21 protein-coding genes and 1 riboswitch are annotated in these 23,594 nt (G+C 74.0%); of the genes, 15 read left to right on the forward strand and 6 right to left on the reverse strand.

The window, feature by feature from the left end; translation table 11 throughout:
• Positions 1 to 7: 7 nt before the first annotated feature.
• Positions 8 to 760: a bifunctional 1-(5-phosphoribosyl)-5-((5-phosphoribosylamino)methylideneamino)imidazole-4-carboxamide isomerase/phosphoribosylanthranilate isomerase PriA gene (priA, locus tag APR03_RS06855; RefSeq protein ID WP_253833937.1), complete on the forward strand. Its 753-nt coding sequence runs from the start codon at positions 8 to 10 to the stop codon at positions 758 to 760.
• Positions 757 to 1,485, forward strand: coding sequence for an SseB family protein (locus tag APR03_RS06860; RefSeq protein WP_253833939.1), 729 nt, complete (start codon positions 757 to 759; stop codon positions 1,483 to 1,485). The genes priA and APR03_RS06860 overlap by 4 nt, the downstream gene beginning before the upstream one ends.
• Positions 1,486 to 1,527: 42 nt before the next feature.
• On the opposite strand, the gene APR03_RS06865 is transcribed toward APR03_RS06860, so the two are convergent.
• From APR03_RS06865 to APR03_RS06875, 3 genes are read right to left on the reverse strand one after another with little or no spacing between them, the layout of a single operon-like run.
• Positions 1,528 to 2,286 carry a S1C family serine protease gene (locus APR03_RS06865; RefSeq protein WP_253833941.1) on the reverse strand — a complete coding sequence of 253 codons (759 nt, stop codon included), beginning with the start codon at positions 2,284 to 2,286 and terminating at the stop codon, positions 1,528 to 1,530.
• A complete protein-coding gene (locus tag APR03_RS06870) occupies positions 2,283 to 2,831 on the reverse strand; it encodes a hypothetical protein (RefSeq protein WP_253833943.1) in 549 nt (182 codons plus the stop codon). Before APR03_RS06870 ends, APR03_RS06865 begins: the two co-directional genes overlap by 4 nt.
• Entirely contained in the window at positions 2,831 to 3,232 is a 402-nt protein-coding gene (locus APR03_RS06875; protein ID WP_253833945.1) for a DUF1844 domain-containing protein, read from the reverse strand. Before APR03_RS06875 ends, APR03_RS06870 begins: the two co-directional genes overlap by 1 nt.
• A gap of 132 nt (positions 3,233 to 3,364) precedes the next feature.
• Between APR03_RS06875 and APR03_RS06880 the strand changes: the two genes are divergently transcribed.
• From APR03_RS06880 to APR03_RS06915, 8 genes are all read left to right on the forward strand, one after another.
• Complete coding sequence (locus APR03_RS06880) at positions 3,365 to 6,418, forward strand: alpha-mannosidase (protein WP_253833947.1); 3,054 nt, start codon at positions 3,365 to 3,367, stop codon at positions 6,416 to 6,418.
• A 187-nt stretch (positions 6,419 to 6,605) separates the two neighbouring features.
• Positions 6,606 to 7,898 carry an ABC transporter substrate-binding protein gene (locus APR03_RS06885; RefSeq protein ID WP_253833948.1) on the forward strand — a complete coding sequence of 431 codons (1,293 nt, stop codon included), beginning with the start codon at positions 6,606 to 6,608 and terminating at the stop codon, positions 7,896 to 7,898.
• A complete protein-coding gene (locus APR03_RS06890) occupies positions 7,895 to 8,878 on the forward strand; it encodes a carbohydrate ABC transporter permease (protein ID WP_253833949.1) in 984 nt (327 codons plus the stop codon). Before APR03_RS06885 ends, APR03_RS06890 begins: the two co-directional genes overlap by 4 nt.
• Entirely contained in the window at positions 8,878 to 9,750 is an 873-nt protein-coding gene (locus APR03_RS06895; RefSeq protein ID WP_253833950.1) for a carbohydrate ABC transporter permease, read from the forward strand. Before APR03_RS06890 ends, APR03_RS06895 begins: the two co-directional genes overlap by 1 nt.
• Entirely contained in the window at positions 9,747 to 10,793 is a 1,047-nt protein-coding gene (locus APR03_RS06900; RefSeq protein WP_253833951.1) for a LacI family DNA-binding transcriptional regulator, read from the forward strand. The genes APR03_RS06895 and APR03_RS06900 overlap by 4 nt, the downstream gene beginning before the upstream one ends.
• The gene (locus APR03_RS06905) at positions 10,790 to 13,924 is read left to right on the forward strand and encodes a GH92 family glycosyl hydrolase (protein ID WP_253833952.1); all 3,135 of its coding nucleotides are present in this window, start codon (positions 10,790 to 10,792) and stop codon (positions 13,922 to 13,924) included. The genes APR03_RS06900 and APR03_RS06905 overlap by 4 nt, the downstream gene beginning before the upstream one ends.
• Before the next feature lie 174 nt (positions 13,925 to 14,098).
• Positions 14,099 to 14,211: riboswitch (SAM riboswitch) on the forward strand.
• Between the two features lie 346 nt (positions 14,212 to 14,557).
• Positions 14,558 to 15,712 carry an LLM class oxidoreductase gene (locus APR03_RS06910; RefSeq protein ID WP_253833953.1) on the forward strand — a complete coding sequence of 385 codons (1,155 nt, stop codon included), beginning with the start codon at positions 14,558 to 14,560 and terminating at the stop codon, positions 15,710 to 15,712.
• 205 nt (positions 15,713 to 15,917) lie between these two features.
• A complete protein-coding gene (locus APR03_RS06915; protein ID WP_253833955.1) occupies positions 15,918 to 16,907 on the forward strand; it encodes an NADPH-dependent oxidoreductase in 990 nt (329 codons plus the stop codon).
• Between the two features lie 51 nt (positions 16,908 to 16,958).
• Here APR03_RS06915 and APR03_RS06920 read toward each other — a convergent pair whose 3' ends face one another.
• The 3 genes from APR03_RS06920 to APR03_RS06930 all read right to left on the reverse strand — a co-directional run bounded on the left by APR03_RS06920 (position 16,959) and on the right by APR03_RS06930 (position 20,142).
• Positions 16,959 to 17,936, reverse strand: coding sequence for a glycosyl hydrolase family 18 protein (locus APR03_RS06920; RefSeq protein WP_253833957.1), 978 nt, complete (start codon positions 17,934 to 17,936; stop codon positions 16,959 to 16,961).
• Positions 17,937 to 18,171: 235 nt separating this feature from the next.
• A complete protein-coding gene (locus tag APR03_RS06925; RefSeq protein ID WP_253833962.1) occupies positions 18,172 to 19,623 on the reverse strand; it encodes a catalase in 1,452 nt (483 codons plus the stop codon).
• A 90-nt stretch (positions 19,624 to 19,713) separates the two neighbouring features.
• Positions 19,714 to 20,142: a Fur family transcriptional regulator gene (locus APR03_RS06930; RefSeq protein WP_253833963.1), complete on the reverse strand. Its 429-nt coding sequence runs from the start codon at positions 20,140 to 20,142 to the stop codon at positions 19,714 to 19,716.
• 287 nt (positions 20,143 to 20,429) lie between these two features.
• On the opposite strand from APR03_RS06930, the gene infC reads away from it, so the two are divergent.
• From infC to APR03_RS06955, 5 genes are all read left to right on the forward strand, one after another.
• Complete coding sequence (gene infC, locus APR03_RS06935) at positions 20,430 to 21,449, forward strand: translation initiation factor IF-3 (protein ID WP_253833966.1); 1,020 nt, start codon at positions 20,430 to 20,432, stop codon at positions 21,447 to 21,449.
• A 96-nt stretch (positions 21,450 to 21,545) separates the two neighbouring features.
• A complete protein-coding gene (gene rpmI / locus APR03_RS06940) occupies positions 21,546 to 21,740 on the forward strand; it encodes a 50S ribosomal protein L35 (protein ID WP_119137562.1) in 195 nt (64 codons plus the stop codon).
• A gap of 65 nt (positions 21,741 to 21,805) precedes the next feature.
• Positions 21,806 to 22,189 carry a 50S ribosomal protein L20 gene (gene rplT, locus APR03_RS06945; RefSeq protein ID WP_108490904.1) on the forward strand — a complete coding sequence of 128 codons (384 nt, stop codon included), beginning with the start codon at positions 21,806 to 21,808 and terminating at the stop codon, positions 22,187 to 22,189.
• Positions 22,190 to 22,224: 35 nt separating this feature from the next.
• A complete protein-coding gene (locus tag APR03_RS06950) occupies positions 22,225 to 23,070 on the forward strand; it encodes a TrmH family RNA methyltransferase (RefSeq protein ID WP_253833968.1) in 846 nt (281 codons plus the stop codon).
• Positions 23,071 to 23,124: 54 nt separating this feature from the next.
• Positions 23,125 to 23,580 carry a hypothetical protein gene (locus tag APR03_RS06955; protein WP_253833970.1) on the forward strand — a complete coding sequence of 152 codons (456 nt, stop codon included), beginning with the start codon at positions 23,125 to 23,127 and terminating at the stop codon, positions 23,578 to 23,580.
• Positions 23,581 to 23,594: the final 14 nt, after the last annotated feature.

Consider the following 23,594-nt stretch of genomic DNA (forward strand, 5'->3'; position numbering starts at 1 on the left):
GAGAGAGATGACCGACCGACTTGTGCTCCTGCCCGCCGTCGACGTGGCCGACGGCCAGGCCGTCCGCCTCGTGCAGGGGGAGGCCGGCTCGGAGACGTCCTACGGCGACCCGCTCGCGGCCGCCCTGGACTGGCAGGCCGGGGGAGCGGAGTGGGTGCACCTCGTCGACCTGGACGCGGCCTTCGGGCGCGGGTCCAACGCCGAGCTGCTGGCCCGCGTGGTCGGCGAGCTGGACGTGCAGGTGGAGCTGTCCGGCGGCATCCGTGACGACGCGTCGCTGGAGCGCGCCCTGGCCACGGGCGCCCGGCGCGTCAACCTGGGCACCGCGGCGCTGGAGGACCCGGCGTGGACGGCCAAGGCCATCGCCGAGCACGGCGACCGGGTCGCCGTCGGCCTCGACGTGCGCGGCACCACGCTCGCCGCGCGCGGCTGGACCAAGGAGGGCGGCGACCTCTGGGAGGTCCTCGCGCGCCTCGACGAGGCCGGCTGCTCCCGCTACGTGGTCACCGACGTGACCAAGGACGGCACGCTGCGCGGGCCGAACGTGGACCTGCTGTCCGACGTCGCCGCGCGCACCCCCGCGCACGTCGTCGCCTCGGGCGGCATCTCGTCGCTCGACGACCTGCGCGCGCTGCGCGCCCTGGGCACCATCGAGGGTGCCGTGGTCGGCAAGGCGCTGTACGCGGGCGCGTTCACGCTGCCCGAGGCGCTCGACGTCGCGGGCCGCCCGGGCGAGGCCGGGCACGGGGACGTCGCGTGAAGTCGATCCAGCCCTCCAGCCAGTTCGCGGGCGACGACGGTTCGGCGGACGCCGAGCTGACCCGCCTGCTGGCCGGGCACGTGACGGGAGTGGTGCCGCTGCGCGACGTCGTCGCCCGCCTGGCCGAGACCCGCGTGCTGGTGCCGGTGCTGGCCGAGCTGGGCGTCGCCGAGCAGAACCCCGAGGGGCTCACGGTCGACAAGGAGGCGTCGTCGGGCGTGGTGGCGCTGGAGGCCCCGGACGGGCGCCGCGCCCTGCCCGTCTTCACGTCCGTCGAGACGATGCGCGCGTGGCGGGCGGACGCCCGGCCGGTGCCCGTCGAGGCGACCCGGGCGGCCCTCTCCGCGGTCAACGAGAACTGGGCACTGGTCGTGGTGGACCCCGCCGGCCCGGCGACGGCGCTGGTGCCCCGCCCGGCCGTGTGGGCACTGGCGCAGGGGCAGCCGTGGCGGCCTGCGCTGGTGCCGCACGAGGACGGGATCGTCGTCGACCCGGAGGTCGCCTCCGAGGTCGCGGTCGCCGCGGCTCCCGTGCAGCACGTGGTGCGCGCGCACGCCGAACCCGGCCGCACGGCCGAGGTCGCGGTGGTGCTGGCCCTGGACCCGGGTCTCGACCGGGCCGGGCTGGACGCCGTGCTCGGGCAGGTCAACGCGCGGCTCGCGGCGTCCGAGGTCATCTCGTCGCGCGTGGACTCCCTCGAGCTGCGCATCGGCGCGGCCCGCTGACCTGCGCCGGGCGCCCGGACCGGTCCGGGCGCCCGGTGGGGCTCAGCAGCCCTTCGCGGGCGTGAACGCCGTGTCGTCCGCCAGCATGTCCTGGAGCGTCGACAGGGGCACCAGCAGGCTGTTGTCGTCCGCCGTCTTGGCGTAGACGACGCCGATGACGCGGCCCTTGTCGTCCAGCGCCGCGGACCCGGACGAGCCGGGTTCCACGGGTGCGTCCGTGAGCAGCACCTCGCCGAGGTTGGCGTTCAGCGGGTCGCGCGTGCTGCCCATGACCTCGCCCCGGGTCACGGTCAGCTCGCCGCCGGCGGGATAGCCCACCACGGTGACCGGGTCCCCGGGCTCGGGGTCGGCCTCGGCCAGCTCCGGGAACGACGGCAGCGGGTCGGTGGTGCGGACGACGGCGAGGTCGGCCAGCCCCGCCGTGGACGTCGCGCCGACGGTGATGTCGTGCCCGTCGTACGTGCTGACCTCCAGGCCGCGCGAGTCCGCGACCACGTGCTTGTTGGTGATGAGCGTGTGGTCGTCGATCGCGAAGCCGGAACCGGTGGACAGCTCCTCGCAGCCGACGTTCCGGATGCGCACGGCCATGCGCTCCACGGCGTCGAAGCCGTCCGGGCTGAGGGCGTCGCCGCCCGCCGCGGGGGAGAGCGCCACGGGCGCTGACGGCACGATGTCCGTGGGTACCGGCTCGGGCATGGGCGGCAGGACGCCGCAGCCGGACAGCGCGGGCAGCCCCGCCACGAGCAGCGCGGCGAGCAGGGCGCGGCCCGCACGCGCCGGAGCCCGGCCGACCGTCCTCACGGGCGCAGCTCCTGCTGCAGCGCCTGGTTGGCCCGCTCGGCCTCGTCGCACAGCGCGTTGACCTCGCGCTCGTAGCGGCGCAGGTCCTCGGCCTGGTACTGGTCGGCCTCCTTGAGGTAGCCGACCAGCTGCTCCTGACCCGACACGCACTGCCCCAGCGCGGAGGCCACGGTGCCTGCGGCGGCGCTCACCTGGGTCTGGTAGTCGAGGTACTGCTGCGAGGCGACGTTCTCGTCACCGAGCTGCGCCTTCTCGTTCGCCAGGTCGGTGATGCGCGCCGTGGCCGTGGAGAGCTGGTCGCGTGCGGCCTGCAGCTCCGAGCCGGCGGCGTCGAGCTGCATCCGCAGCGACGCCACCTCCTGCGCGTACTCGTGCGCCTTGTCCTCCCACTGGGCGGCGTTGTGCTGCCAGCGGACGGTCGTCACCCACAGGTAGGCGCCGACGGCGATGGTGGCCACCAGGAGGACGGCGAGCCAGCGGGAACCCCGGCGCGGACCGGGGGCGGGCGCGGGCCCGGGGGCCGTCACGACGGGAGCCTCGGTCATCAGACGACGGAACCCGTGTACTTCTCGCCCGGACCCTCGCCCGGGGCGTCCGGGATGACCGACGCCTCGCGGAACGCGAGCTGGAGGCTGCGCAGCCCGTCGCGCAGCGAGCGGGCGTGCTGGTTGCCGATGTCGGGCGCGCTCGCGACCACGAGCGCGGCCAGCGCCGTGATGAGCTTCCGGGCCTCGTCGAGGTCCGTGAGCTCCTCGGCGTCGTCGCCCTCGGCCAGGCCGCACTTGACGGCCGCGGCGCTCATCAGGTGCACGGCGGCGGTCGTGATGACCTCGACCGCCGCGACCTCCGCGATATCGCGTGTTGCCTGGTCAGCGCCCACCGGAGCGGTGTCGTCCGGGGCGAGGCCGAAGGCCGCGCCGGTGGTTGTCTCGTCGGTGCTGCTCATGGGGACCATCCTTTCATCCCCTCGGGGGTGCGGACGTCCACCGGGACACTCACCGAGACGCCCACCGGGTCGTCCCACCGAGGTGGGTTAGCCTGCGTGCGTTCAACGGCGACACAGGGGAGGCCCTCTTCGATGCACGACGACATCACACTGACCACCGGGCGCGCGACACGCGTGCTCACGGAGCGCATCTGGCCGGCCGTCCACGGGACGTCCGTCCCGCTGGAGGTCGAGTGGCACGCCCTGCCGGGGGAGCCGATCCCCCCGACCGAGGGCCTCGCCCTGGCGATGGAGCCCTACGAGGTCGGCACCCCGTGGGGTCCGGCGTGGGGCACGACGTGGTTCCGGCTGACGGGCACCGTGCCCGCCGAGTGGGCGGGCCGCGCGATCGAGGCCGTGCTGGACCTCGGGTTCGACAGCAGCATGCCCGGCTTCCAGGCCGAGGCGTTGGTGTACCGGCCCGACGGCACGACCGTGAAGTCCATCAACCCGCGCAACCAGTACGTGCCGGTGGCGGAGCAGGCGGCCGGCGGCGAGCGGGTCGAGCTGTTCCTGGAGGCCGCCTCCAACCCGGTGCTGCTCGGGCACGACGCGTTCCGGCAGACCCAGGAGGGCGACGTCCGGACGTCGTCCCCGCGGCCCCTGTACACGACGCGCCGCCTGGACCTGGCGATCTTCGAGGCCGAGGTGCACGCGCTCGCGCTCGACGTCGAGGTGCTGCTGGAGCTCCAGGCCGAGCTGCCCGCGGGCCCGCGCCGCATGCGTGTGCTGCAGGCGCTGGACGACGCGCTCGACGTGCTCGACCTGCAGCGCATCCCCCAGACGGCGGCCGCCGCCCGGGCGCGGCTCGCCGACGTGCTGGCCAGCCCGGCCGACGCCAGCGCCCACGAGATCTCCGCCGTCGGGCACGCGCACATCGACTCGGCCTGGCTGTGGCCGGTGCGGGAGACGATCCGCAAGGTCGCGCGCACGACGTCGTCCATGGCCGACCTCATCGACCGCACCGAGGACTTCGTGTACGGCATGTCCTCCGCGCAGCAGTACGCGTGGGTCAAGGAGCACCGCCCCGAGGTGTGGGAGCGGATCAAGGAGGCCGTGGCCAAGGGCCGGTTCCTGCCGCTGGGCGGCATGTGGGTCGAGTCCGACACGGTGATGCCCTCGGGCGAGGCGCTGGCCCGCCAGTTCTCGCAGGGGCAGCGCTTCTTCGAGCGCGAGTTCGGCCTGCGCACGCACGGTGTCTGGCTGCCGGACTCGTTCGGCTACTCGCCGGCCCTGCCGCAGCTCGTGCGCCGCGCGGGCTTCGACTGGTTCTTCACGCAGAAGATCTCGTGGAACCAGGTCAACGTCTTCCCGCACCACACCTTCTGGTGGGAGGGCATCGACGGGTCCCGCGTGCTGACGCACTTCCCGCCCATGGACACCTACAACTCGCAGCTCTCGGGCGAGGAGCTCGCGCGGGCCACGCGCCAGTTCCGCGAGGCGCGGCACGCCACGGGCTCGATCGCGCCGGTGGGCTGGGGCGACGGCGGCGGTGGCACCACCCGCGAGATGACCGGCAAGGCCGAGCGCCTGGCCGACCTCGAGGGCAGCGCCAAGGTGCGCTGGGAGCACCCGGACGCGTTCTTCGAGCGCGCCCGGGCGGAGATCGACGCGGCAGGGCCGGGTGACAGCGCTGTCTGGGTGGGTGAGCTCTACCTGGAGCTGCACCGCGCCACCCTGACCTCGCAGCACAAGACCAAGCAGGGCAACCGGCGCAACGAGCAGCTGCTGGTCGAGGCCGAGGCGTGGGCCGCCGCGGCGTCGGCCCGGACGGGTACGCCGTACCCGTACGACGAGCTGGACGACCTGTGGCAGCAGGTGCTGCTCATGCAGTTCCACGACATCCTGCCCGGCACGTCCGTGGCCTGGGTGCACCGGGAGGCCGTGGAGCGGCACGCCGTGGTCACGGCGGGCGCCCAGCAGATCATCGAGCGGTCGCTGCGCGCCCTGGCCGGCGAGGGCGACGTGCCCCTGCGGGCCAACCCGGCGGCGTTCGCCCAGGCGGGCGTGCCCGCGCTCGCGGTGGCACCGGCGCAGGACCCGGAGGCGTCGTCGAGCACGCTGACCGAGCTGCCGGGCGGCGGCTACGAGCTCGCCAACGACCTCGTCCGCATCACGTTGGACGCGGCGGGGCACGTGACCTCCGCCGTCGACCTGGCCACGGGCCGCGACGCCGTGGCGCCGGGCCGGGAGGCCAACGTGCTGCAGCTGCACCAGGACTTCCCGAACAAGTGGGACGCCTGGGACGTGGACCGGTTCTACCGCAACTCGGTGACCGACCTGCGGGAGGCGGAGAAGGTCTCGGCGGCGGTCGAGGACGGCGTGGCCGTGGTGCGCGTGCACCGGGTGTTCTCGTCCTCCAGCCTCGACCAGGTGCTCACCCTGGCGCCGGGCAGCCGGACGCTCGAGGTCACCATGGCCACCGACTGGCACGAGGCGGAGAAGTTCCTCAAGGTCGCCTTCCCGCTCGACGTCCGCGCCGAGCACGTGGCGGCCGAGACGCAGTTCGGCTTCCACAAGCGCGTCACCCACACCAACACGAGCTGGGAGGCCGCGAAGTTCGAGACCTCCATGCACCGGTGGGTGCTGGCCGAGGAGCCGGGCTTCGGCGTGGGCCTGGTCAACGACTCGGTGTACGGGTACGACGTGACGCGCGAGGTGTCCGACGGCGGCGTCGCGCCGGCGGCGGGCTCGCCCGACGTGACGACGACGGTGCGCCTGTCCCTGCTGCGCGCCCCGCGGTTCCCCGACCCGGAGACGGACCAGGGCGTGCAGACGCACCGCTACGGTCTGGTCGTCGGCGTGGACGTCGCGGGCGCGACCGAGGCGGGCACGACGTTCGGCGCCCGGCCGCGCGAGCTGCGGGGCGCGGCGGGCGTCGAGCCGCTCGTGGCGGTGTCCGGCGGCGTGACGCTGTCGGCGGTCAAGCTGGCCGACGACCGGTCCGGCGACCTCGTCGTGCGGGTCTACGAGGCGCTCGGACGCCGCGCGTCGGGCACCGTGACGGTGGCCGTGCCGGTGTCGGGTGCGCGCACGGTCAGCCTCATCGAGGACGACGTCACGGACGGCGCCCTGCCGGTCGCCGACGCCGTCGCGGTCGACCTGGGCCCGTTCGAGGTGCGCACCCTGCGCTTCACGCGCGCCTGACGAGAGCACCGCACGTGTCGGACGTACGGGTCGCACCGGCGGCCCGTACGTCCGGCACGTGGGTGGCGTCAGCTCTTGACACCCGTGCCGGAGCAGCGGGACTCTGGGCGCGCTAAAGCGCTTTAGTCGGCGCACGGCGACGACATCGACCTCAGGCGCGACGAGGCTTCTGCTGGAAGGAACTGTCATGAACTCACGGAGGTTCGGGGCCGCGGGCCTCGCCCTGGCCGTGCTGACCGTGCTGCCCCTGGGCGGCTGTGCGCTCGACGGCACGGGCGGCGGCGAGCAGACCGAGGCGGCGGACGCCTCGGGCGAGGTGACCGGCGAGGTCACGCTCCAGACCTGGGCGCTCAAGCCCAGCTTCACCGGCTACGTCGAGGGCGTCATCGACGCCTTCGAGAAGCAGTACCCGGGCACCACGGTGACCTGGCTCGACCAGCCCGGCGACGGCTACTCCGAGAAGGTGCTCGCGCAGGCCGCGGCTGGCGAGCTGCCCGACGTGACGAACCTGCCCCCGGACTTCGCGCTCTCGCTGGCGCGCGAGGGCCTGCTCACCGACCTCTCGACCGTCGACGACACACTGGCGGACACCTACGTGGCCGGCGCGCTCGACGCGTACCGCTACGGCGGCATCGAGGGCACGTACGGCTACCCCTGGTACCTCACCACGGACCTGAACTACTGGAACACCGAGATGCTCGAGGAGGCGGGCCTGGACCCCGCCCGCCTGCCCACCACGCTCGACGAGCTCGTCGCCCAGGCGCAGACCATGAAGGACGCGACCGGCGAGTACCTGATGAGCCGCAAGCCCGGCCTGGGCGACTTCGCCGCGGCGGGCCTGCCGGTGCTGTCGGACGACGGCACGCAGTTCACGTTCGACACGCCCGAGGCAGCGGCGATCCTGGACGTGTACCGCGACGCGTACGCCGACGGCCTGCTGCCGGACGACGTGCTCACCGACGCCTACCTGGGCAACAGCCAGCTCTTCACCGAGGGCAAGGTGGCGTGGACCACCGGTGGCGGCAACTTCATCGACAGCGTGCTGGAGAACAACCCCTCGCTGGAGGGCAAGATCACGTCCTCGCCGTACATCGGCGCCACGCCGCTGTACGTGCAGGGCGTGTCCGTCTCCCACGGGTCGGACAACCCGGCCACGGCGCTCGCGCTGGCGCAGTTCCTGACGAACGCCGCCAACCAGGAGGAGTTCGCCGAGCAGGTGCCCGGCATCTTCCCGTCCACCACGTCCTCGCAGGAGAACCCGGAGCTGGCCGAGAGCGACGGCACCCCGCAGGGCGCGGCCAAGCAGATCGCGTTCGGCAACCTGACCACGGCGCGGGTGCTGCAGCCCGTCGAGGTCACCGAGGCGATGGTGACCATCGTGAACCAGCAGTTCGCGGCGGCGATCGCGGGGGACAAGACCTCCGCGGAGGCCCTCGAGGCGGCGGTCGACGAGTGCAACAAGCTGCTCGCCGACCAATGACCCGCCCAGCGACCCGCCCAGCGGAACGGACGTCGTCGCGGACGCCGTCCCGCGGGGCCCGGACCCTCCTGGTCCGGGCCCTGCCCGCGGCCGGCCCGGGCCACGCGGCCCGCACCCACGCGTGGTTCACGCCGTGGCTGCTGGTCGCGCCGGCGCTCGTGTTCCTGCTCGCCTTCAACCTCTGGCCGACGGCGAACGTCGTGTTCCTCGCGTTCACGAACGTGCGGGTGCTGTCGGGTGGCGAGCTGGTGGGCCTGGAGAACTTCGAGCGCATGCTCACCGACGAGCAGCTGGCCACGGCGCTGGTCAACTCGATCGTCTACATGCTCGTGTGCGTGCCGTTCCTGCTCCTGGTGCCGCTGGGGCTGGCGGTGCTCGTGGAGAAGAAGCTGCCCGGCATCGCGTTCTTCCGCACCGCGTTCTACACGCCCGTGGTGGCCTCGGCGGTCGTGGTGGCCCTGATCTGGGGCTGGCTGCTCGACGACCGGGGCGTCATCAACGCCATGGCGCTGCGGCTCGGGTTCGTCACGGAGGCGATCCCGTTCCTCACCGACCGCTGGCTCGTCATCTTCAGCGCCATCAGCCTGACGATCTGGAAGGGGCTGGGCTACTACATGGTCATCTACCTGTCGGCCCTCGGGGGCGTGCCGCGCGAGCTGCACGAGGCCGCCGCCGTCGACGGCGCGGGCGCGCTGCGCCGGTTCTGGTCGGTCACCGTGCCGGGCGTGCGCAACACCATGCTGCTGGTGTCGGTGATGATCACCGTGTCCGCGCTGCGCGTGTTCGCCGAGCTCTACGTGCTCACGGACGGGACGGGCGGGGTCGGGGGCGCCGACGTGTCCGTGGTCATGCTCATCCAGATGTACGCGCGCGGGTTCAGCGGCAACCTCGGGTACGCCTCGGCGCTCTCGCTGCTGCTGTTCGTCGTCACGCTCGCGCCGCTGCTCCTCATCGCGCGGATCAACCGGGGGCGGGGCTGATGGGCGCCCGGGTCGTCACCGCCCGCACCGGCGCGCGCGGCTTCTCGACGCCGTCGCCCCGCGAGGTCGTGCTGCGGTACCTGCTCCTGGTGGTGGCGCTGTTCGTGACGGTCGGCCCCTTCCTGTGGCAGCTGTCGACGTCGCTCAAGGGCGCGGGGGAGGACGTCTACACCTCGACGCCGAGCTTCGTGCCGAGCGAGCCCACCCTGGACAACTACGCCCGGGCGTTCGAGGCCGTGCCGATCCTGGGGTTCGCCGGCAACTCGCTGGTGGTGGCGGGCATCGTGGTGGTGGGCAACATCGTGGGCGCCACCCTGGCCGGGTACGCGCTGGCGCGGCTGCGGTTCCGCGGGGCGCGGCTCGTGCTCGGGGCCATCCTGTTCACCATGCTGCTGCCCGGCGAGGCGACGATCGTGGCGCAGTACCTGACCATCCGGCAGCTCGGCCTCGCCGACACGCTGCTCGGCGTCGCGCTGCCCGGTGCCGTCGGCATGCTCAACGTGCTGCTCATGCGCACGGCGTTCGTCGCCGTGCCCAAGGAGCTGGACGAGGCCGCGATCGTGGACGGCGCGAACGCCTGGCAGCGGCTGTGGCACGTGGGCGTGCCCAACGTGCTGGGCATGCTGGCGGTCGTGGCGATCTTCGCGTTCATCGGCGCGTGGGACGACTTCCTGTGGCCGCTCATCGTGCTCACCACGCCGGAGAAGTTCACGCTCACCGTGGGCCTGGAGTACCTGTCCGGGACGTTCACGAACAACCCGCGCGTCGTGGCGGCGGGCACCATGATCGCGTTCGTCCCGATCGTGGTCTTCTTCGCGGCCCTGCAGCGGTACTTCTTCCGCGGGGTCGACGAGGGGGCGATCAAGGGGTGACCACAGCACGCCGTCCGGGCCGCAGGCCCACCATCGCCGACATCGCCGCCCGCGCGGGCGTGTCCCCGACGGCGGTCTCGTTCGCGCTCAACGACCGGCCGGGCATCAGCGACGCCACCCGGGCGCGGATCCTGGCGGCCGTCGCCGAGCTGGGCTGGCGGCCCAACGTCGCCGCCCGCGCGCTCGGCGGGCGGCGCGCCGACACGATCGGGCTCGTCGTGGCCCGCCCGGCCCGGACGCTCGGGGTCGAGCCGTTCTTCGCCCAGCTCGTCTCGGGCCTGCAGGCGCGCCTGTCGGCCGACCTCGTCGCGCTCCAGCTCCTCGTGGTGGAGGACACCGCCGCCGAGCTCGACGTGTACCGGCGGTGGACGGCCGAGCGGCGCACCGACGGCGTCGTCGTGCTCGACCTGGAGCAGGACGACCCGCGCCCCGACGCCCTGGTCGAGATGGGCCTGCCCGCCGTGCTGGTGGGCGGCGACGGCGCGCCCGGGCCCGTGCCCGCGGTGTTCGCCGACGACCACGCCGCGATGACGGCGCTCGCCGAGCACCTCGCCGGGCTCGGCCACGTGCGCGTGGGTCACGTGGGCGGCATCTCCGCCTACGTGCACTCCGCACGCCGCGTGGCCGCCCTGCACGACGCCGGGGCGCGCCTCGGCCTGGACATCACCACCGTGCCGACGGACTTCTCGCAGGACGAGGCCGCGGCAGCGACACGGGCGCTCCTCGCCCACGACGAAAGGCCCACTGCCATCGTGTACGACTCCGACGTGGCCGCGCTCGCGGGCGTCACCGTGCTGGCCGAGGCCGGCCTCGGTGTGCCCGGGGACGTCTCGGTCGCCTCCTTCGACGACTCCGAGCTGGTGCGCCTCGCGCACCCGCCGCTGACCGCCATGACCCGCGACACGTTCGAGCTCGGCGAGCTCGTGGCGCGGACCGTGCTGTCGGTGGTGCGCGGCCAGGCGGTGGCCGACGTCGTCACCGCGCCCACGCCCGCCCTCACGGTGCGCGGCAGCACGGGTGCGGTCCCGGGGGTGGCGGCATGACCGGCCCGGCGCACGTCCCCGCCGGCCGGCCCGGCGTCGGCCTGACCGGCGAGCACGCGCGGCTCGTCGAGCACGACGGCCCCGGCCGCACGGTGGTGCTCGACGGCCTCGACGTGCCCCTGGAGGCGGGCCTCACCCTGCGCTGGGCGCTGCTGCCCGTGCTCGACGCCGACCTCACCTACCGCTCCACGCACGTCGCCGTCGACCTGCTGCTCGACGACGGCTCCTGGCTCACCGAGACCGGGCCGGGCCGTGCGCTGACCGACCAGCACGGCATGCCCGCCACCGCGCAGGGCCAGGGCGCGGCCCGCATCCTCGTCGCCGACCACTGGAACGTGGTGCGCGTCGACCTCGACGCCGCCGCCGAGGGCCTGCCCGGCCGCCGCGTGCGCGCCGCGGCCGTCGTCACCGCGCCGCCGGACGGCGGGCGCACCGAGGTCTGGTTCGACGACGTGACCGTGGCCCTCCGGCAGCCGCGCGCCGGCACGGGGCGCACCGACCTGGTGGACACCCGGCGCGGCACGCACTCCTCCGGCGCCTACTCGCGCGGCAACAACGTGCCCGCCGCCGCCGTGCCCAACGGCTTCACGCTCTGGGTGCCGCTCACCGACGCCGCGACCGAGCGCTGGATGTACTCGTGGGCCGCGCACAACGGCCCGGGCAACCGGCCGCGCCTGCAGGGCGTCGGCATCTCGCACGTGCCGAGCCCCTGGATGGGCGACCGCGACCAGCTCGCGTTCCACCTCGTCCCCGCACGGGACGGCGTCGAGGTACCCGACGCGGGCCTGGCGGCCCGCTCGCTCGCCTTCTCGCACGACGCCGAGACCGCCCGCCCGCACCGCTACGACGTCGACCTGGACGGCGGCGCGCGCGTGGCCGTCGCGGCGTCCGACCACGGCGGCGTGCTGCGGTTCACCTTCCCACCGGGCGCCGCCACGGGGCACCTCGTGGTCGACGCCGTGAGCGACGCCGGGGCCGACGGCGCCCCCGTCGAGGTCACCGTGCACGACGACGGCACCCTCACCGGCTGGAGCGACCACGGCAGCACCCTGTCGGTGGGCCGCAGCCGCATGTACGTCGTGGGCCGCATCTCCCGGTCCGTGCTCCGCACCGGGCGGGCCGCCGGCCGCGACCACGCCACCTACGCGACGGTCGCGCTCGATCCGGCGGCGGGGGAGGCGGGCCGCACGGTCGAGGTGCGCGTGGCGACGTCGTACATCAGCGAGGACCTCGCCTGGCGCGCGCTCGGGCGCGAGGTGTCCGGCACCTTCGAGGAGGTGGCCGAGCGCACGCGAGCCCTCTGGGAGGAGCGGCTCGGCGTGCTCGACGTCGCGGGCGCCACCGACGAGCAGCTCGTCACCCTGTACTCCAACCTGTACCGGCTCAACCTCTATCCCTCCTCCTACACGGAGACCGACGCCGACGGCGCGCCCGTGCACGCCTCGCCCGTGCTCGACGGCGCCCCCGTGCGCCCCGGCGAGATGTACGTCAACCACGGGTTCTGGGACACCTACCGCACCTGCTGGCCCGCCTACGCCCTGCTGTACCCCGAGGTCGCCGCACGGCTCGCGGACGGGTTCGTGCAGCAGTACCGCGAGGGCGGCTGGGTGGCCCGGTGGTCGTCACCGGGGTACGCCGACCTCATGACCGGCACCTCGTCCGACGTCGCCTTCGCCGACCTCTACCTGCGCGACGTCCCCCTGCCCGACCCCCTGGCCACCTACGACGCCGGCCTGCGCAACGCCACCGCCCTGCCGGGGCTGCCCGGGGTGGGCCGCAAGGGCCAGGCCTTCGCGCTCACCCGCGGCTGGGTGCCGCGCGACGTCGAGGAGTCGGTGTCGTGGGGCCTGGAGGGCTACATCAACGACGCGGGGCTGGCGCGCATGGCGCGGGCGCTCGCCGACGCGCCGTCGACCCCGGACGAGCGCCGCCGCGCGCTGCGCGACGAGGCCGCCTACCTGCACCAGAGCTCGCTCGGCTACGTGCACCTGTTCGACGCCGGCACGGGCTTCTTCCGCGGCCGCGGGCGGGACGGCGCCTTCGCGCCCGGCCCGTTCGACCCCGACGCGTGGGGCGGCGACTACACCGAGTCCGACGCGTGGAACTTCCTGTTCCACCCCGTGCACGACGGCGCGGGCCTCGCGGCGCTGCACCGCGGGCCCGCGGGCCTGGAGGCGCTGCTGGAGCGGTTCTTCGCGACGCCCGAGCGTGCCGACAAGCCCGGCTCCTACGGGCAGCCGATCCACGAGATGGTCGAGGCGCGCGACGTGCGGCTCGGGCAGCTCGGGCAGTCCAACCAGGTCTCGCACCACATCCCCTACGTGTGGTTGTTCGCGGGGCGGCCGGACCGTACGCAGGAGACCGTGCGCGAGATCCTGGCGCGGCTGTGGACCGGCAGCGAGATCGGCCAGGGGTACCACGGCGACGAGGACAACGGCGAGATGTCCGCCTGGTACGTGCTCTCCGCGCTGGGGCTGTACCCGCTGGAGATCGGCTCGTCGCGGTGGGCCGTGGGCTCGCCGCTGTTCGAGCGCGCCGTGGTGCACCGGCCCGGCGGCGACCTCGTCGTCGAGGCGCCGGACGCGGCGCGGCGCTGGTACGTGGCGGGGCTCTGTCTGGTCGACGGCGCCGGGGCCGAGCGGGCGGTCGAGGTGCCGTCCGTGGAGCACGGCGACCTGACCGGGGGAGCGACGCTGCGGTTCGCGCTGTCGGCGACGCCGGCCGGCTGGGGTGCGGCGGGCGGCTCGCCGCGACCGTCCGACGGCCCCTGGGGCCGGGCGGCGGGCACCTGGCGCGGCGCGGACGGGCCCCTGCAGGAGCTCACGGACGGCGACCTGACGACGCCCGCTCAGGTGTCGGGCGCGCTCGAGTGGCGTCCGGCGGACGCCGGATCGGGCGGGGCGCTCGTCGGCTACACGCTGACCTCGGCGGGCGCCGGTGCGCCGCCGTCGGCCTGGCGCCTGGTCGCCGACGACGGGCGGGTGCTGGACGAGCGCTCCGGGGAGCGGTGGCCCTGGCCGGGCCAGCTGCGCCCCTTCGTGCTCGACGAGCCCGTGCCGCTGACGGGCCTGCGCCTGGAGCTCGCGGACGGCGGCACCCTGACCCAGATCGAGCTCCTGACCCGCCCCTGACGCACCACCCCCCACCCCCGCACCCCACCGGCACCGGGGTGCGGGGGTGGTCCGGCATGTGAGAAGTTTCCGGCGAGCGTTGACGACGGGCAGGTCTCTTCGTATCTTCTTCGCCATCGAGACAGATCCATTATTCCGATCGGACTGATAGGAAAAGTGGATCCGTCCCGGCAAGGTCATGAGCTCCGACGCCAAGCCCCGGCTGGTCGGACGGCAACCCCCCGCGCGGGTGGGTGCCCCGGGTGAGGACCAGGCCCGTCGCCGACCGGCGGCGGACAACACGCGTCGCTCGCCGCAGGCGAGCAGGTGAGGAGAACGACGATGACCCGGAGCACCGCCCCCGCCGTCCACGTGTCCCTGCCGCCCACCGCCTCCGTCCGGCCCTGCGCCGGCCCGCACGAGGACACCCCGCACGAGGCCATGTCGTGTCGCCGGTCGTGTCGCTGACCGCCGCGACCTCGGTCCGCTGACCGCGCCCGGTCCGGCCGACCCAGCCCCCACACGTCCTCCGACGTCTCTCGCCTGCCCTCCGGTAGCCCCCCGCCCCGGTGCACCCGCCGTCGCGCGCCCTCCCGCGCCGCCGGCAGGGCGCCGTGGACGGTCGCGCAGCCGCAGCCCGAACGGAGCCCCGCCGTGCCCTACCCTCCGCAGCCCACCTCGCTCAGATCTTCCCTCCGCCCGCTCGCGCTGGGCGTCGACCTGACCGCCGCCGGCGCCCGACCGGGTGCGCACCGGTCCCGCGGCCCCGTCCCGCCGCGGCCGTTCGACGGCGAGCGCTTCCTGCAGCTCGTGCGGACCGCCGACCGCTGCCTGCTCGACCTCGTCACGCTCGACGAGGACTTCCTGCTGCACCCCGGGCGCGGCCAGGTCACCGGCCGGCTCGACACCGTGGTGGCCGCGGCCCGGGCCGCGCGCGTCACGACCAGCGTGGGCCTGGTGCCCGCGGTCGACACGGTGCACGTCGAGGCCGCGCACGCCGCCGTCGCCCTGAGCAGCGTGGACCGGGCGAGCGGGGGCCGGGCGGGCTGGCAGGCGGCCCGGCAGACGGCCGTCGCCGAGGCCGACGAGGCCTGGGCGGCGCGCGTCGAGCCGGGCATCCAGTCGGTGCACCAGGTCTGGACCGGGCGGCCCGGTTCCGGTTCCGGTGCGGTCGAGCTCGACGCCGACGGCCGGTTCCGGGTGGACCACGACGGCATCCGGTTCGCCGTCCGCGGGCGCACGGCGGGCGTCGGCGGGGCGCTGTCACGGGTGCGCCCGCCCGTCGTAGTACGGGTGCGGTCCGCGGCGAGCGCGGCGCTCGCCGGGCGCACGGCCGACGTCGCGCGCGTCGTGGCGACCGAGACCGCGCAGGCGGCGCGGCTGCGCCGGCTGGTGCGCGACTCGGCCCTGTCCGCCGGGCGGGACCCGGAGTCCGTCCGGGTGCTGGTCGAGGTGTACGTGGTGCTCGCGCAGGAGCGGGCCGGTGCGCGGGCGCGGCTCGAGCTCGTCGAGGCGCTCGAGGGGACCGCGCCCATGGGCGGCGCGCTCGTCGTCGCGGACACGCCGGACGAGCTCGCGACCCTCCTGGCGGACTGGGCGGCGGTGGGGGCGGCGGACGGTTTCCTGCTGCGGCCCTCCTCGCTCGGCGCGGACCTGGACTCGATCGCGGACCACCTCGTGCCGGCCCTGCAGCGCGCGGGCCTGTTCCGCACCGCACGCACGGCGACGACCCTGCGCGGCGCGCTCGGCCTGCCGGACGCCGGGACCGCGCCGCGCGCGGTCCCCACGGGCCGGCTGCTCAGCGCATGACGGGCGCCGCGAACAGGAAGAAATCCGACGAGTCCACAAAACTTCTCAAGAGTCCATATACTGACCCGATCGCGCACTCCAGGCCGAGAACAGGCCGACGGCGGGGCAACGCAGCCCTCCCGGCATGTGAGACGGCGAATCAGGGCATTGACGAAACCACCCTGAACGTGAGTGCGTAGCCTTCCGTCCACCCCACGGAGCTCTCATGACAGCCATCGACGCCTTTCCGGTCACCACCCCGACCGAGACCGCTCCCGACCCGACGACCCGACCCGCCGGCCGGACCGCCCACGCCCGGCCGGTCCGCCACCGCGAGGCGCCCGAGCGGCCCGGCCGCCTCGCCGTGGCACGTGCCCAGGTGGCCGCCCGCTACGGCGTGAGCCGACGCCGGGCCGACGCCGCCGCGCCGCAGGTCGCCGCCACGGTCGCCGCCGCGGCCGACCTGCCCCGGTCGGTGCTCGACGTCCAGCTCGCCCACCGGTCCGTGCGCCGGTTCCTGCCCCGCCCGCTCGCGCCGTCGGTGCTGCCCACGCTCGTGGCCGCCGCGCAGTCCGCCCCGACGTCGTCGAACCTCCAGCTCTGGAGCGTCGTCGCGATCACGGACCCCGCGCGCCTCGCGCGCGTCGCGAAGCTCTCGGGCGAGCAGGACCACGTGCGCTGCGCGCCCCTCCTGCTGGTCTGGGTCGCCGACGTCGCCCGCGTACGCACCCTGGCCGCCCGCCGCGGCCGGAGCGTCCCGGCGACCGGGTACCTCGAGACCACGGTGGCCGCGTTCCTGGACGCGGCGCTCGCGGCGCAGAACGCCGTCGTCGCGGCCGAGTCGCTCGGGCTCGGGACGGTCTACCTCGGAGGCGTCCGGGACGCTCCGGAGGCCCTGGCTGCCGAGCTCCGGCTGCCGCGCGGCGCGGCGCCCGTGGTCGGCCTCGTCGTGGGTCACCCCGACCCCGGCTGCCCGGGGCGGGTCAAGCCGCGCCTGCCGCAGGCCGCCGTCCTGCACCACGAGACGTACGACGTGAACCGCCAGCTGCGGCCGGTGGCCGCCTACGAGCGACGCATGGCCGAGTTCTACCGGGACGAGGGCCTGGAGGGCGGCTGGGTCGCGCGCGCGGTGACGCGCCTGCGCGGCAACGGCTCGCTGCGCGGCCGGGAGCACCTGCGCTCGGCGCTGGCCGCGCTGGGCCTGCCGTCCTGGTAGAAGTCCTGGCAGGGACGGCAGGCCCAGGGGCGGGCCGTGCTCGGGGCAGGGTCAGCGGCCGACGACGTCCGCCACGTGCGCGAACCAGGAGGTGCGGTCACCGCCGTCGTACCCGACGGAGTTGAAGTACTCCCAGCCGAAGACGCCGCCGAAGTCCGGGTGGCGGGCCACGAGCGTGCCCACCGTGGCGTCGAAGGTGGGCCAGTCGACGTACCCGCCGCAGTTGGCGGGGTTGGTCACGGTGCCCGCCACCACGCGGCCCGGGGTGAAGCCGTTGGCGAGGATCTGGTCGTACACCGTGGTCGACCGCAGGTCGCCCCAGCCGCAGTAGAACTGCGTGTTGTACCAGTCGATCCGGTCGCCGGCCCGCCGCTCCAGCTCGGCGTAGGAGAAGCCGCCCGAGAAGCTGGTCCGCCCGGCCATGTCGGTGGCCACGGGCGTGAGCGTGACGACGAAGTCCTGGCCGAAGTCGGCGCGCAGCGCGTCGATCAGGTGGATCGTGTCGTCGAGGGAGAACGTCTCCTCGATGTCGAGGTCCACGCCGTCCAGCCCGTACGTGCGCAGGAAGTCGCGCAGCACAGGGTAGAACCGGTCGAAGTCCTCACGCAGGTAGCGGTACGTGCCCGGGGCGGCCCCGCCGAGGAAGGCGCTGACCGTGACGCCCTGGTCCTGCATCGTGGCCAGGTCGTCCCACATCACGTCGAGCTCGGGGTGGTCGGCCGGGATGTCGTTCACGGTGAGCGACGCGTCGGCGTTGAGGTGGATCGCCCCCATGTTGACGTCGGTGACCGAGCCCACGAGGGGCTTCGGGTCGACGTACCGGCGCACGCCGTCCGAGCCGGTCTCGTAGATCGTCTGGTAGAAGGCGAGGACGCGGTGCGAGGCGTCGTCGGGCGCCTGGTCGAATGCCTGGTCGAATGCCTGGTCGGGTGCGGGCGGTGGTGCGGAGGCGGCAGGTCCGGCCGCGGCGGTCAGGGCGAGCAGGCCGGCCGCGAGGGCGGCGCCGATTCGGGCGAGCGAGCGGGACATCGTTGGCTCCCTTGGTCTCCGGGCGGTACGAGCGGGCGGTGCGGCGCCTAAACCGCTTTAGAGGCGCCACCGCCGACGCTAGCGGCACCACCGGCCGGGTGAAACCCCTCCCGCCGAGCTCGGCGGAAACCCCTCACCACACGAGCGGACACACGAGCGGGCACGTGAGAGGGCCGGGGCACCCCGTGGGGTGCCCGGCCCTCTCGAGCGGGACCCGCTACCGACCCCGGACGGGTCAGGCGGCGGCGACGGCCGCGCGCAGCTTGGCGCCCAGCTCCGCGTCGACGTTCGTCCAGTACTGGAAGAACCGCTCGCGGATGTCGTCGATCGTGATCGACTGGCCCTGGCCGGTCAGGGTCTCCAGCAGACGGGCCTTGGCGCCGTCGTCGTAGACCTCGCGGTACAGGATGCCGGGCTGCACGAAGTCGCCGTCCTCGCTGTGCAGCGTGGCCGCGGTGCGGACCAGCTCACCGTCCGAGGCCCAGGCGCCGTCGTGCCCACGGGCCGGGTCGGCGGCGGGGCCACCGAACGAGTTCGGCGCGTAGTTCGGCACGCCGACGTCGTTGAAGTGGTGGCGCTGCGAGCCGTCCTGCGAGTAGTTGTGCACCGGCGCGGCGTGCGGCTGGTTGACCGGCACCGACTGGTAGTTGGTGCCCACGCGGTAGCGCTGTGCGTCCGGGTAGGAGAACACGCGGGCCATGAGCATCTTGTCGGGCGAGATGTCCGTACCGGGCACCTGGTTGGCCGGCGACAGCGCGATCTGCTCGATCTCCGCGAAGTGGTTGCGCGGGTTGCGGTTCAGCGTGAAGTGGCCGAAGTGGATCAGCGGGTAGTCCGCGTGCGGCCACACCTTCGTCAGGTCGAACGGGTTGTACCGGTAGGTCTTGGCGTCCTCGTACGGCATGACCTGGACCTTGATGTCCCAGACCGGGTTGTCGCCACGCTCGATCGCCTCGTACAGGTCGCGGCGGTAGTAGTCCGCGTCCGCGCCGGCGATCTGCTGCGCCTGCTCGTTGCTGAGGAACTTCACGCCCTGGCGGGAGATGAAGTGGTACTTGACCCAGAACTTCTCGCCCGCGGCGTTGGTCCACAGGTAGGTGTGGGAGCCGTAGCCGTTCAGCTCGCGCCACGAGGCGGGCAGGCCGCGGTCGCCCATGAGGTAGGTGACCTGGTGCGCCGACTCCGGCGACAGGGTCCAGAAGTCCCACTGCATGTCGGCGTCGCGCAGGCCCGACCACGGCAGGCGCTTCTGCGAGTGGATGAAGTCCGGGAACTTGATCGCGTCGCGGATGAAGAACACCGGGGTGTTGTTGCCGACGATGTCGAGGTTGCCCTCGGTCGTGTAGAAGCGCAGCGCGAAGCCGCGCACGTCGCGCCAGGTGTCGGGGGAGCCCATCTCGCCGGCCACGGACGAGAAGCGCAGCGCCACCTCGCCCTTCGCGCCGGGCTGGAAGGCCGCCGCACGCGTGTACTGCGACACGTCACCGGTGATCTCCCACTCGCCGAAGGCGCCACCGCCCTTTGCGTGCACGATGCGCTCCGGGATGCGCTCGCGGTTGAACTGCGCGAGCTTCTCGACCAGGTAGCGGTCGTGCAGCACGGTCGCGCCGTCGGCGCCGACCGTGAGCGAGTGGGCGTCGCTGGCGACCGGGGTGCCGGTCTGCGTGGTGGTGTAGGGCGTGGTCATTCAGACGTGCCTTCCTGTGCTGCTAGCGGGGGTTCTTGCGGGTCTGTTCGTGCCGGGCCGGTGCCGGTCCGGTGCGGGGTCGCCGCCGGGTCACCGGCAGTGGGGACACAGGCCCCAGTACGTGACCTCGGCGGTCTCCACGACGAAGCCGTTGTCGTCGCTCGGCGTGAGGCAGGGTGCGTGGCCCACCGTGCAGTCCACGTCGCCGATCGCCCCGCAGGAGCGGCAGACGACGTGGTGGTGGTTGTCGCCGGTGCGCCGCTCGTAGCGCGCGGGGTGGCCGGCGGGCTCGATCCGGCGCAGGAGGCCCGCGTCGGTGAGCGCGTGCAGCACGTCGTAGACGGCCTGCACGGACACGGTGCCGAGCTCTGCCCGGACGGAGCCGAGGACGTCGTCCGCCGTGGCGTGCTGCCGCTCGCCCACCGCGCGCAGCGTGGCGACGCGGGCGGCCGTCACGCGCAGCCCGGCGCCACGGAGGAGGTCCTCGGGCGCGGCGGGAGCGGGGGCGGTCGACGTCATAGCCAGCACCTTAACCCCTTTTCTGGAATGATTCCAGTAACGTGGGCCACGAGTTTCACCCGCTCGTGCGACGGCGGCCGACCTCACACCGGGTCGCCTGGCGGGAGGGCTCGTCGGCCTGATATCGTGTCCGTACGACCGACCCGGTGAGAGCCGGGTGCGCAAAGTGGATCCCATCCCACCCGAGTCACGACAGAGCGCCGCACGGCGCCGACAGAGGCCGGGTCCTTGGTCGGGTACGCAGGGCTGGTGGCGTCGTCACCGGACCTTCGTGTCCTTTCCTCGTGATGGCCTCCACCTGTGTTCAGGGCGGGGGCCATTTCCCGTTCCTGGTGGTCAATCAACGACTTCTGAGGAGCATCACCATCACCGAGCCTCGCATCAACGACCGGATCCGTGTCCCCGAGGTCCGTCTCATCGGCCCTGGCGGGGAGCAGGTCGGCGTGGTTGCCACGGCGGTCGCCCTGAAGCTCGCCCAGGACGCTGACCTCGACCTCGTCGAGGTCGCGCCGGACGCCCGCCCGCCCGTCGCCAAGCTCATGGACTTCGGCAAGTTCAAGTACGAGTCCGACATGAAGGCGCGAGAGGCGCGGCGCAACCAGGCGAACACGGTTCTCAAGGAGATCCGGTTCCGCCTCAAGATCGACCCGCACGACTACGGCACCAAGAAGGGCCACGTCGAGCGCTTCCTCTCGGCCGGCGACAAGGTCAAGGTCATGATCATGTTCCGCGGCCGTGAGCAGTCGCGCCCGGAGATGGGCCGTCGTCTGCTGGAGCGTCTCGCGGAGGACGTGGCGGAGCTCGGCTTCGTCGAGTCGATGCCGAAGCAGGACGGCCGCAACATGACCATGGTCCTCGGGCCGGTCAAGAAGAAGGCGGACGCCAAGGTCGAGCAGCGCAAGCGTGCGGCCGAGGTGAACGCGGGCCGGATGACCAAGTCGGAGGCGAAGGCCCAGGCCCGTGCGGCCGAGGAGCCCGACGTCGACGAGGTCGTCGAGGACCAGGTCGCGGAGCCTGCCGAGGCCGTCGCCGAGGAGCCCGCAGCCGTCGCCACGCCGGAGCCCGTCGAGGAGCCCGCTGCGCCGGAGCCCGTCGAGGAGCCGGCCGTGGCGGAGTCTGTCGAGGCGCCCGTCGAGGAGCCTGTCGCCGAGGCGCCCGCCCCGGCGGCGCCCAAGCCGGCGACCAAGCCCGCTGCGAAGCCGGCGGCCAAGCCCGCGGCGAAGGCGGCTCCCAAGCCCGCCCCGACCCCGAAGCCGGTGCCGAAGCCCGTGGCCCCCAAGCCGCGCGCCCCGCGCAAGGCCGGCTGAGGTCGCCCAGACCACAACGGCACCGGGCCGGCTTACCGGCCCTGGTACACGTCGCCGCTCCAGCAGCGGTGACCGACATGAGGAGAGACGGCAGTCATGCCGAAGAACAAGACGCACTCCGGCTCCAAGAAGCGGTTCCGGGTCACGGGTAGCGGCAAGGTCATGCGCGAGCAGACCAACGCCCGCCACTACCTCGAGCACAAGTCCAGCCGTCGTACGCGTCGTCTGGCCATGGACCAGGTCGTCGCCCCGGCCGACGTCAAGAAGATCAAGAAGCTGCTCGGTAAGTGACCTCGGCGCGCGCCTGACCGGCGCCGCCCGGAACCCTTCCAGCCCCGAAGTACAAGGAGTCTCACGTGGCACGCGTGAAGCGGGCAGTCAACGCCCAGAAGAAGCGCCGTACAACCCTTGAGCGCGCCGCCGGTTACCGCGGCCAGCGCTCGCGCCTCTACCGGAAGGCGAAGGAGCAGGTCACCCACTCGCTCGTCTACGCCTACCGGGACCGGAAGGCGCGCAAGGGCGACTTCCGCAAGCTGTGGATCCAGCGCATCAACGCTGCGTCCCGCGCGCAGGGTCTGACCTACAACCGCCTCATCCAGGGCCTCAAGGCCGCTGGTGTCGAGGTCGACCGCCGCATGCTCGCCGAGCTCGCGGTCAACGACGTGGCCGCGTTCAACGCCCTCGTCCAGGTCGCCAAGGACGCGCTGCCGGCGGATGTCAACGCCCCGGCCGCTGCCTGAGGTTGAGCAACATCCCGGACGCCCGGACGGTGCCGGTGCCTGACGCGACGCTCGCGAACCCGCGAGCCGACCGGGTCAGGCAGGTGCGAGCACTGTCCGGGCGTTCGGCGCGCTCGCGGCACGGTCAGTTCCTCGTCGAGGGCCCCCAGGGCGTGCGCGAGGCCGTGCGGCACGCGCCCGCCGCCGTCCGCGACGTCTACCTGACGCCGGCGGCGGCGGAGCGGTACGCCGAGATCGTCGGCGACGCGCGCGCCGCCGGCCTGTACCTGCACGTCGGCACGCCCGAGGTGCTCGAGGCGATGAGCCCCGACGCCCAGGGTGTGCTCGCCGTCGTGCGCGGCGAGGCGCCGACCCTGGCCGACGCCCTGGCCGCGCGCGACCCCGAGCGGGCCGGGCGGCCGTTGCTCGTGGCCGTGCTGGCGGCCGTGCGCGACCCCGGCAACGCGGGCACGGTGATCCGCGCCGCGGACGCCGCCGGGGCGGACCTCGTCGTCCTGGCGGGGGAGAGCGTCGACGTGCACAACCCCAAGGTGGTGCGCTCGACCGCCGGCTCCCTGTTCCACCTGCCCGTCGTCGCGGGGATCCCGCTCGACGCGGCGCTGGCCGAGCTGCGGGCCGCGGGCTGCCTCGTGCTCGCGGCCGACGGCGCGGGCGCGCTCGACCTCGACGACCTGCTGGACGACGCCGGGAGCGGCACCGCGCCCGACCTCGCCGGCCCGACGGCCTGGGTGTTCGGCAACGAGGCCTGGGGGCTGCCCGAGGAGCACCGGGCCCTGGCCGACGCCGTCGTCCGGGTGCCGATCCGGGGACGGGCCGAGTCGCTCAACCTGGCGACCGCCGCCACGGTCTGCCTGTACGCGAGCAGCCGCGCGCAGCGCTGAGCCGTGCCCACGCTCACGGTGTCCGGCCCACGGTGTCCGGACTACCGTGGTCGGATGAGGTACATCCCTGACCTGAGGCGCATCAGCGAGGCCGCTGCCGAGTCGTTCGGCGTGCGGCAGGTGTACGGCGAGCCGGTGGAGCGCGACGGTGTGGTCGTCGTCCCGGCGGTGCGCGTGGTCTCCGGAGGCGGTGCGGGCGGCGGGGGTGGCAGCGACGCCGGGTCGGCGGCCGGTCCCGCTGCCGAGCCGGGCGCCGAACCGGACGACGCGGAGGCCCCGGCCGCCGACGGTGCGCCGGCCGGCGACGAGCCGCGCCCGCCGGCCGAGGGCGGGGGTGGGGGCGTGGGCTTCGGCCGGCGCGCCGAACCTGCCGGAGCCTTCGTCCTCGACGACCGTGGCGTGCGCTGGGTGCCGGCCCTCGACGTGAACCGGATCGTCCTGGGCGGGCAGGTGGCGTTCGTGCTGGCGGCCGTCGTCGTCGGCTGGGCGCTGACCCGCCGCCGCAGGTAGGGCGGGGCGGGGCG

Source organism: Promicromonospora thailandica (assembly GCF_024171955.1).
Lineage (GTDB): Bacteria > Actinomycetota > Actinomycetes > Actinomycetales > Cellulomonadaceae > Promicromonospora > Promicromonospora thailandica.

What these genes read in the sequence shown, in the direction of transcription:
- infC (WP_253833966.1), top strand. Translation starts at nt 20,430, where the DNA reads ATGGCCTCCACCTGTGTTCAGGGCGGGGGCCATTTCCCGTTCCTGGTG.
- APR03_RS06905 (WP_253833952.1), top strand. Translation starts at nt 10,790, where the DNA reads ATGACCGGCCCGGCGCACGTCCCCGCCGGCCGGCCCGGCGTCGGCCTG.
- APR03_RS06955 (WP_253833970.1), top strand. Translation starts at nt 23,125, where the DNA reads ATGAGGTACATCCCTGACCTGAGGCGCATCAGCGAGGCCGCTGCCGAG.
- APR03_RS06870 (WP_253833943.1), bottom strand. Translation starts at nt 2,831, where the DNA reads ATGACCGAGGCTCCCGTCGTGACGGCCCCCGGGCCCGCGCCCGCCCCC.
- APR03_RS06880 (WP_253833947.1), top strand. Translation starts at nt 3,365, where the DNA reads ATGCACGACGACATCACACTGACCACCGGGCGCGCGACACGCGTGCTC.
- priA (WP_253833937.1), top strand. Translation starts at nt 8, where the DNA reads ATGACCGACCGACTTGTGCTCCTGCCCGCCGTCGACGTGGCCGACGGC.
- APR03_RS06875 (WP_253833945.1), bottom strand. Translation starts at nt 3,232, where the DNA reads ATGAGCAGCACCGACGAGACAACCACCGGCGCGGCCTTCGGCCTCGCC.
- APR03_RS06890 (WP_253833949.1), top strand. Translation starts at nt 7,895, where the DNA reads ATGACCCGCCCAGCGACCCGCCCAGCGGAACGGACGTCGTCGCGGACG.
- APR03_RS06925 (WP_253833962.1), bottom strand. Translation starts at nt 19,623, where the DNA reads ATGACCACGCCCTACACCACCACGCAGACCGGCACCCCGGTCGCCAGC.
- APR03_RS06885 (WP_253833948.1), top strand. Translation starts at nt 6,606, where the DNA reads ATGAACTCACGGAGGTTCGGGGCCGCGGGCCTCGCCCTGGCCGTGCTG.
- rpmI (WP_119137562.1), top strand. Translation starts at nt 21,546, where the DNA reads ATGCCGAAGAACAAGACGCACTCCGGCTCCAAGAAGCGGTTCCGGGTC.
- APR03_RS06930 (WP_253833963.1), bottom strand. Translation starts at nt 20,142, where the DNA reads ATGACGTCGACCGCCCCCGCTCCCGCCGCGCCCGAGGACCTCCTCCGT.
- APR03_RS06915 (WP_253833955.1), top strand. Translation starts at nt 15,918, where the DNA reads ATGACAGCCATCGACGCCTTTCCGGTCACCACCCCGACCGAGACCGCT.
- APR03_RS06895 (WP_253833950.1), top strand. Translation starts at nt 8,878, where the DNA reads ATGGGCGCCCGGGTCGTCACCGCCCGCACCGGCGCGCGCGGCTTCTCG.
- APR03_RS06920 (WP_253833957.1), bottom strand. Translation starts at nt 17,936, where the DNA reads ATGTCCCGCTCGCTCGCCCGAATCGGCGCCGCCCTCGCGGCCGGCCTG.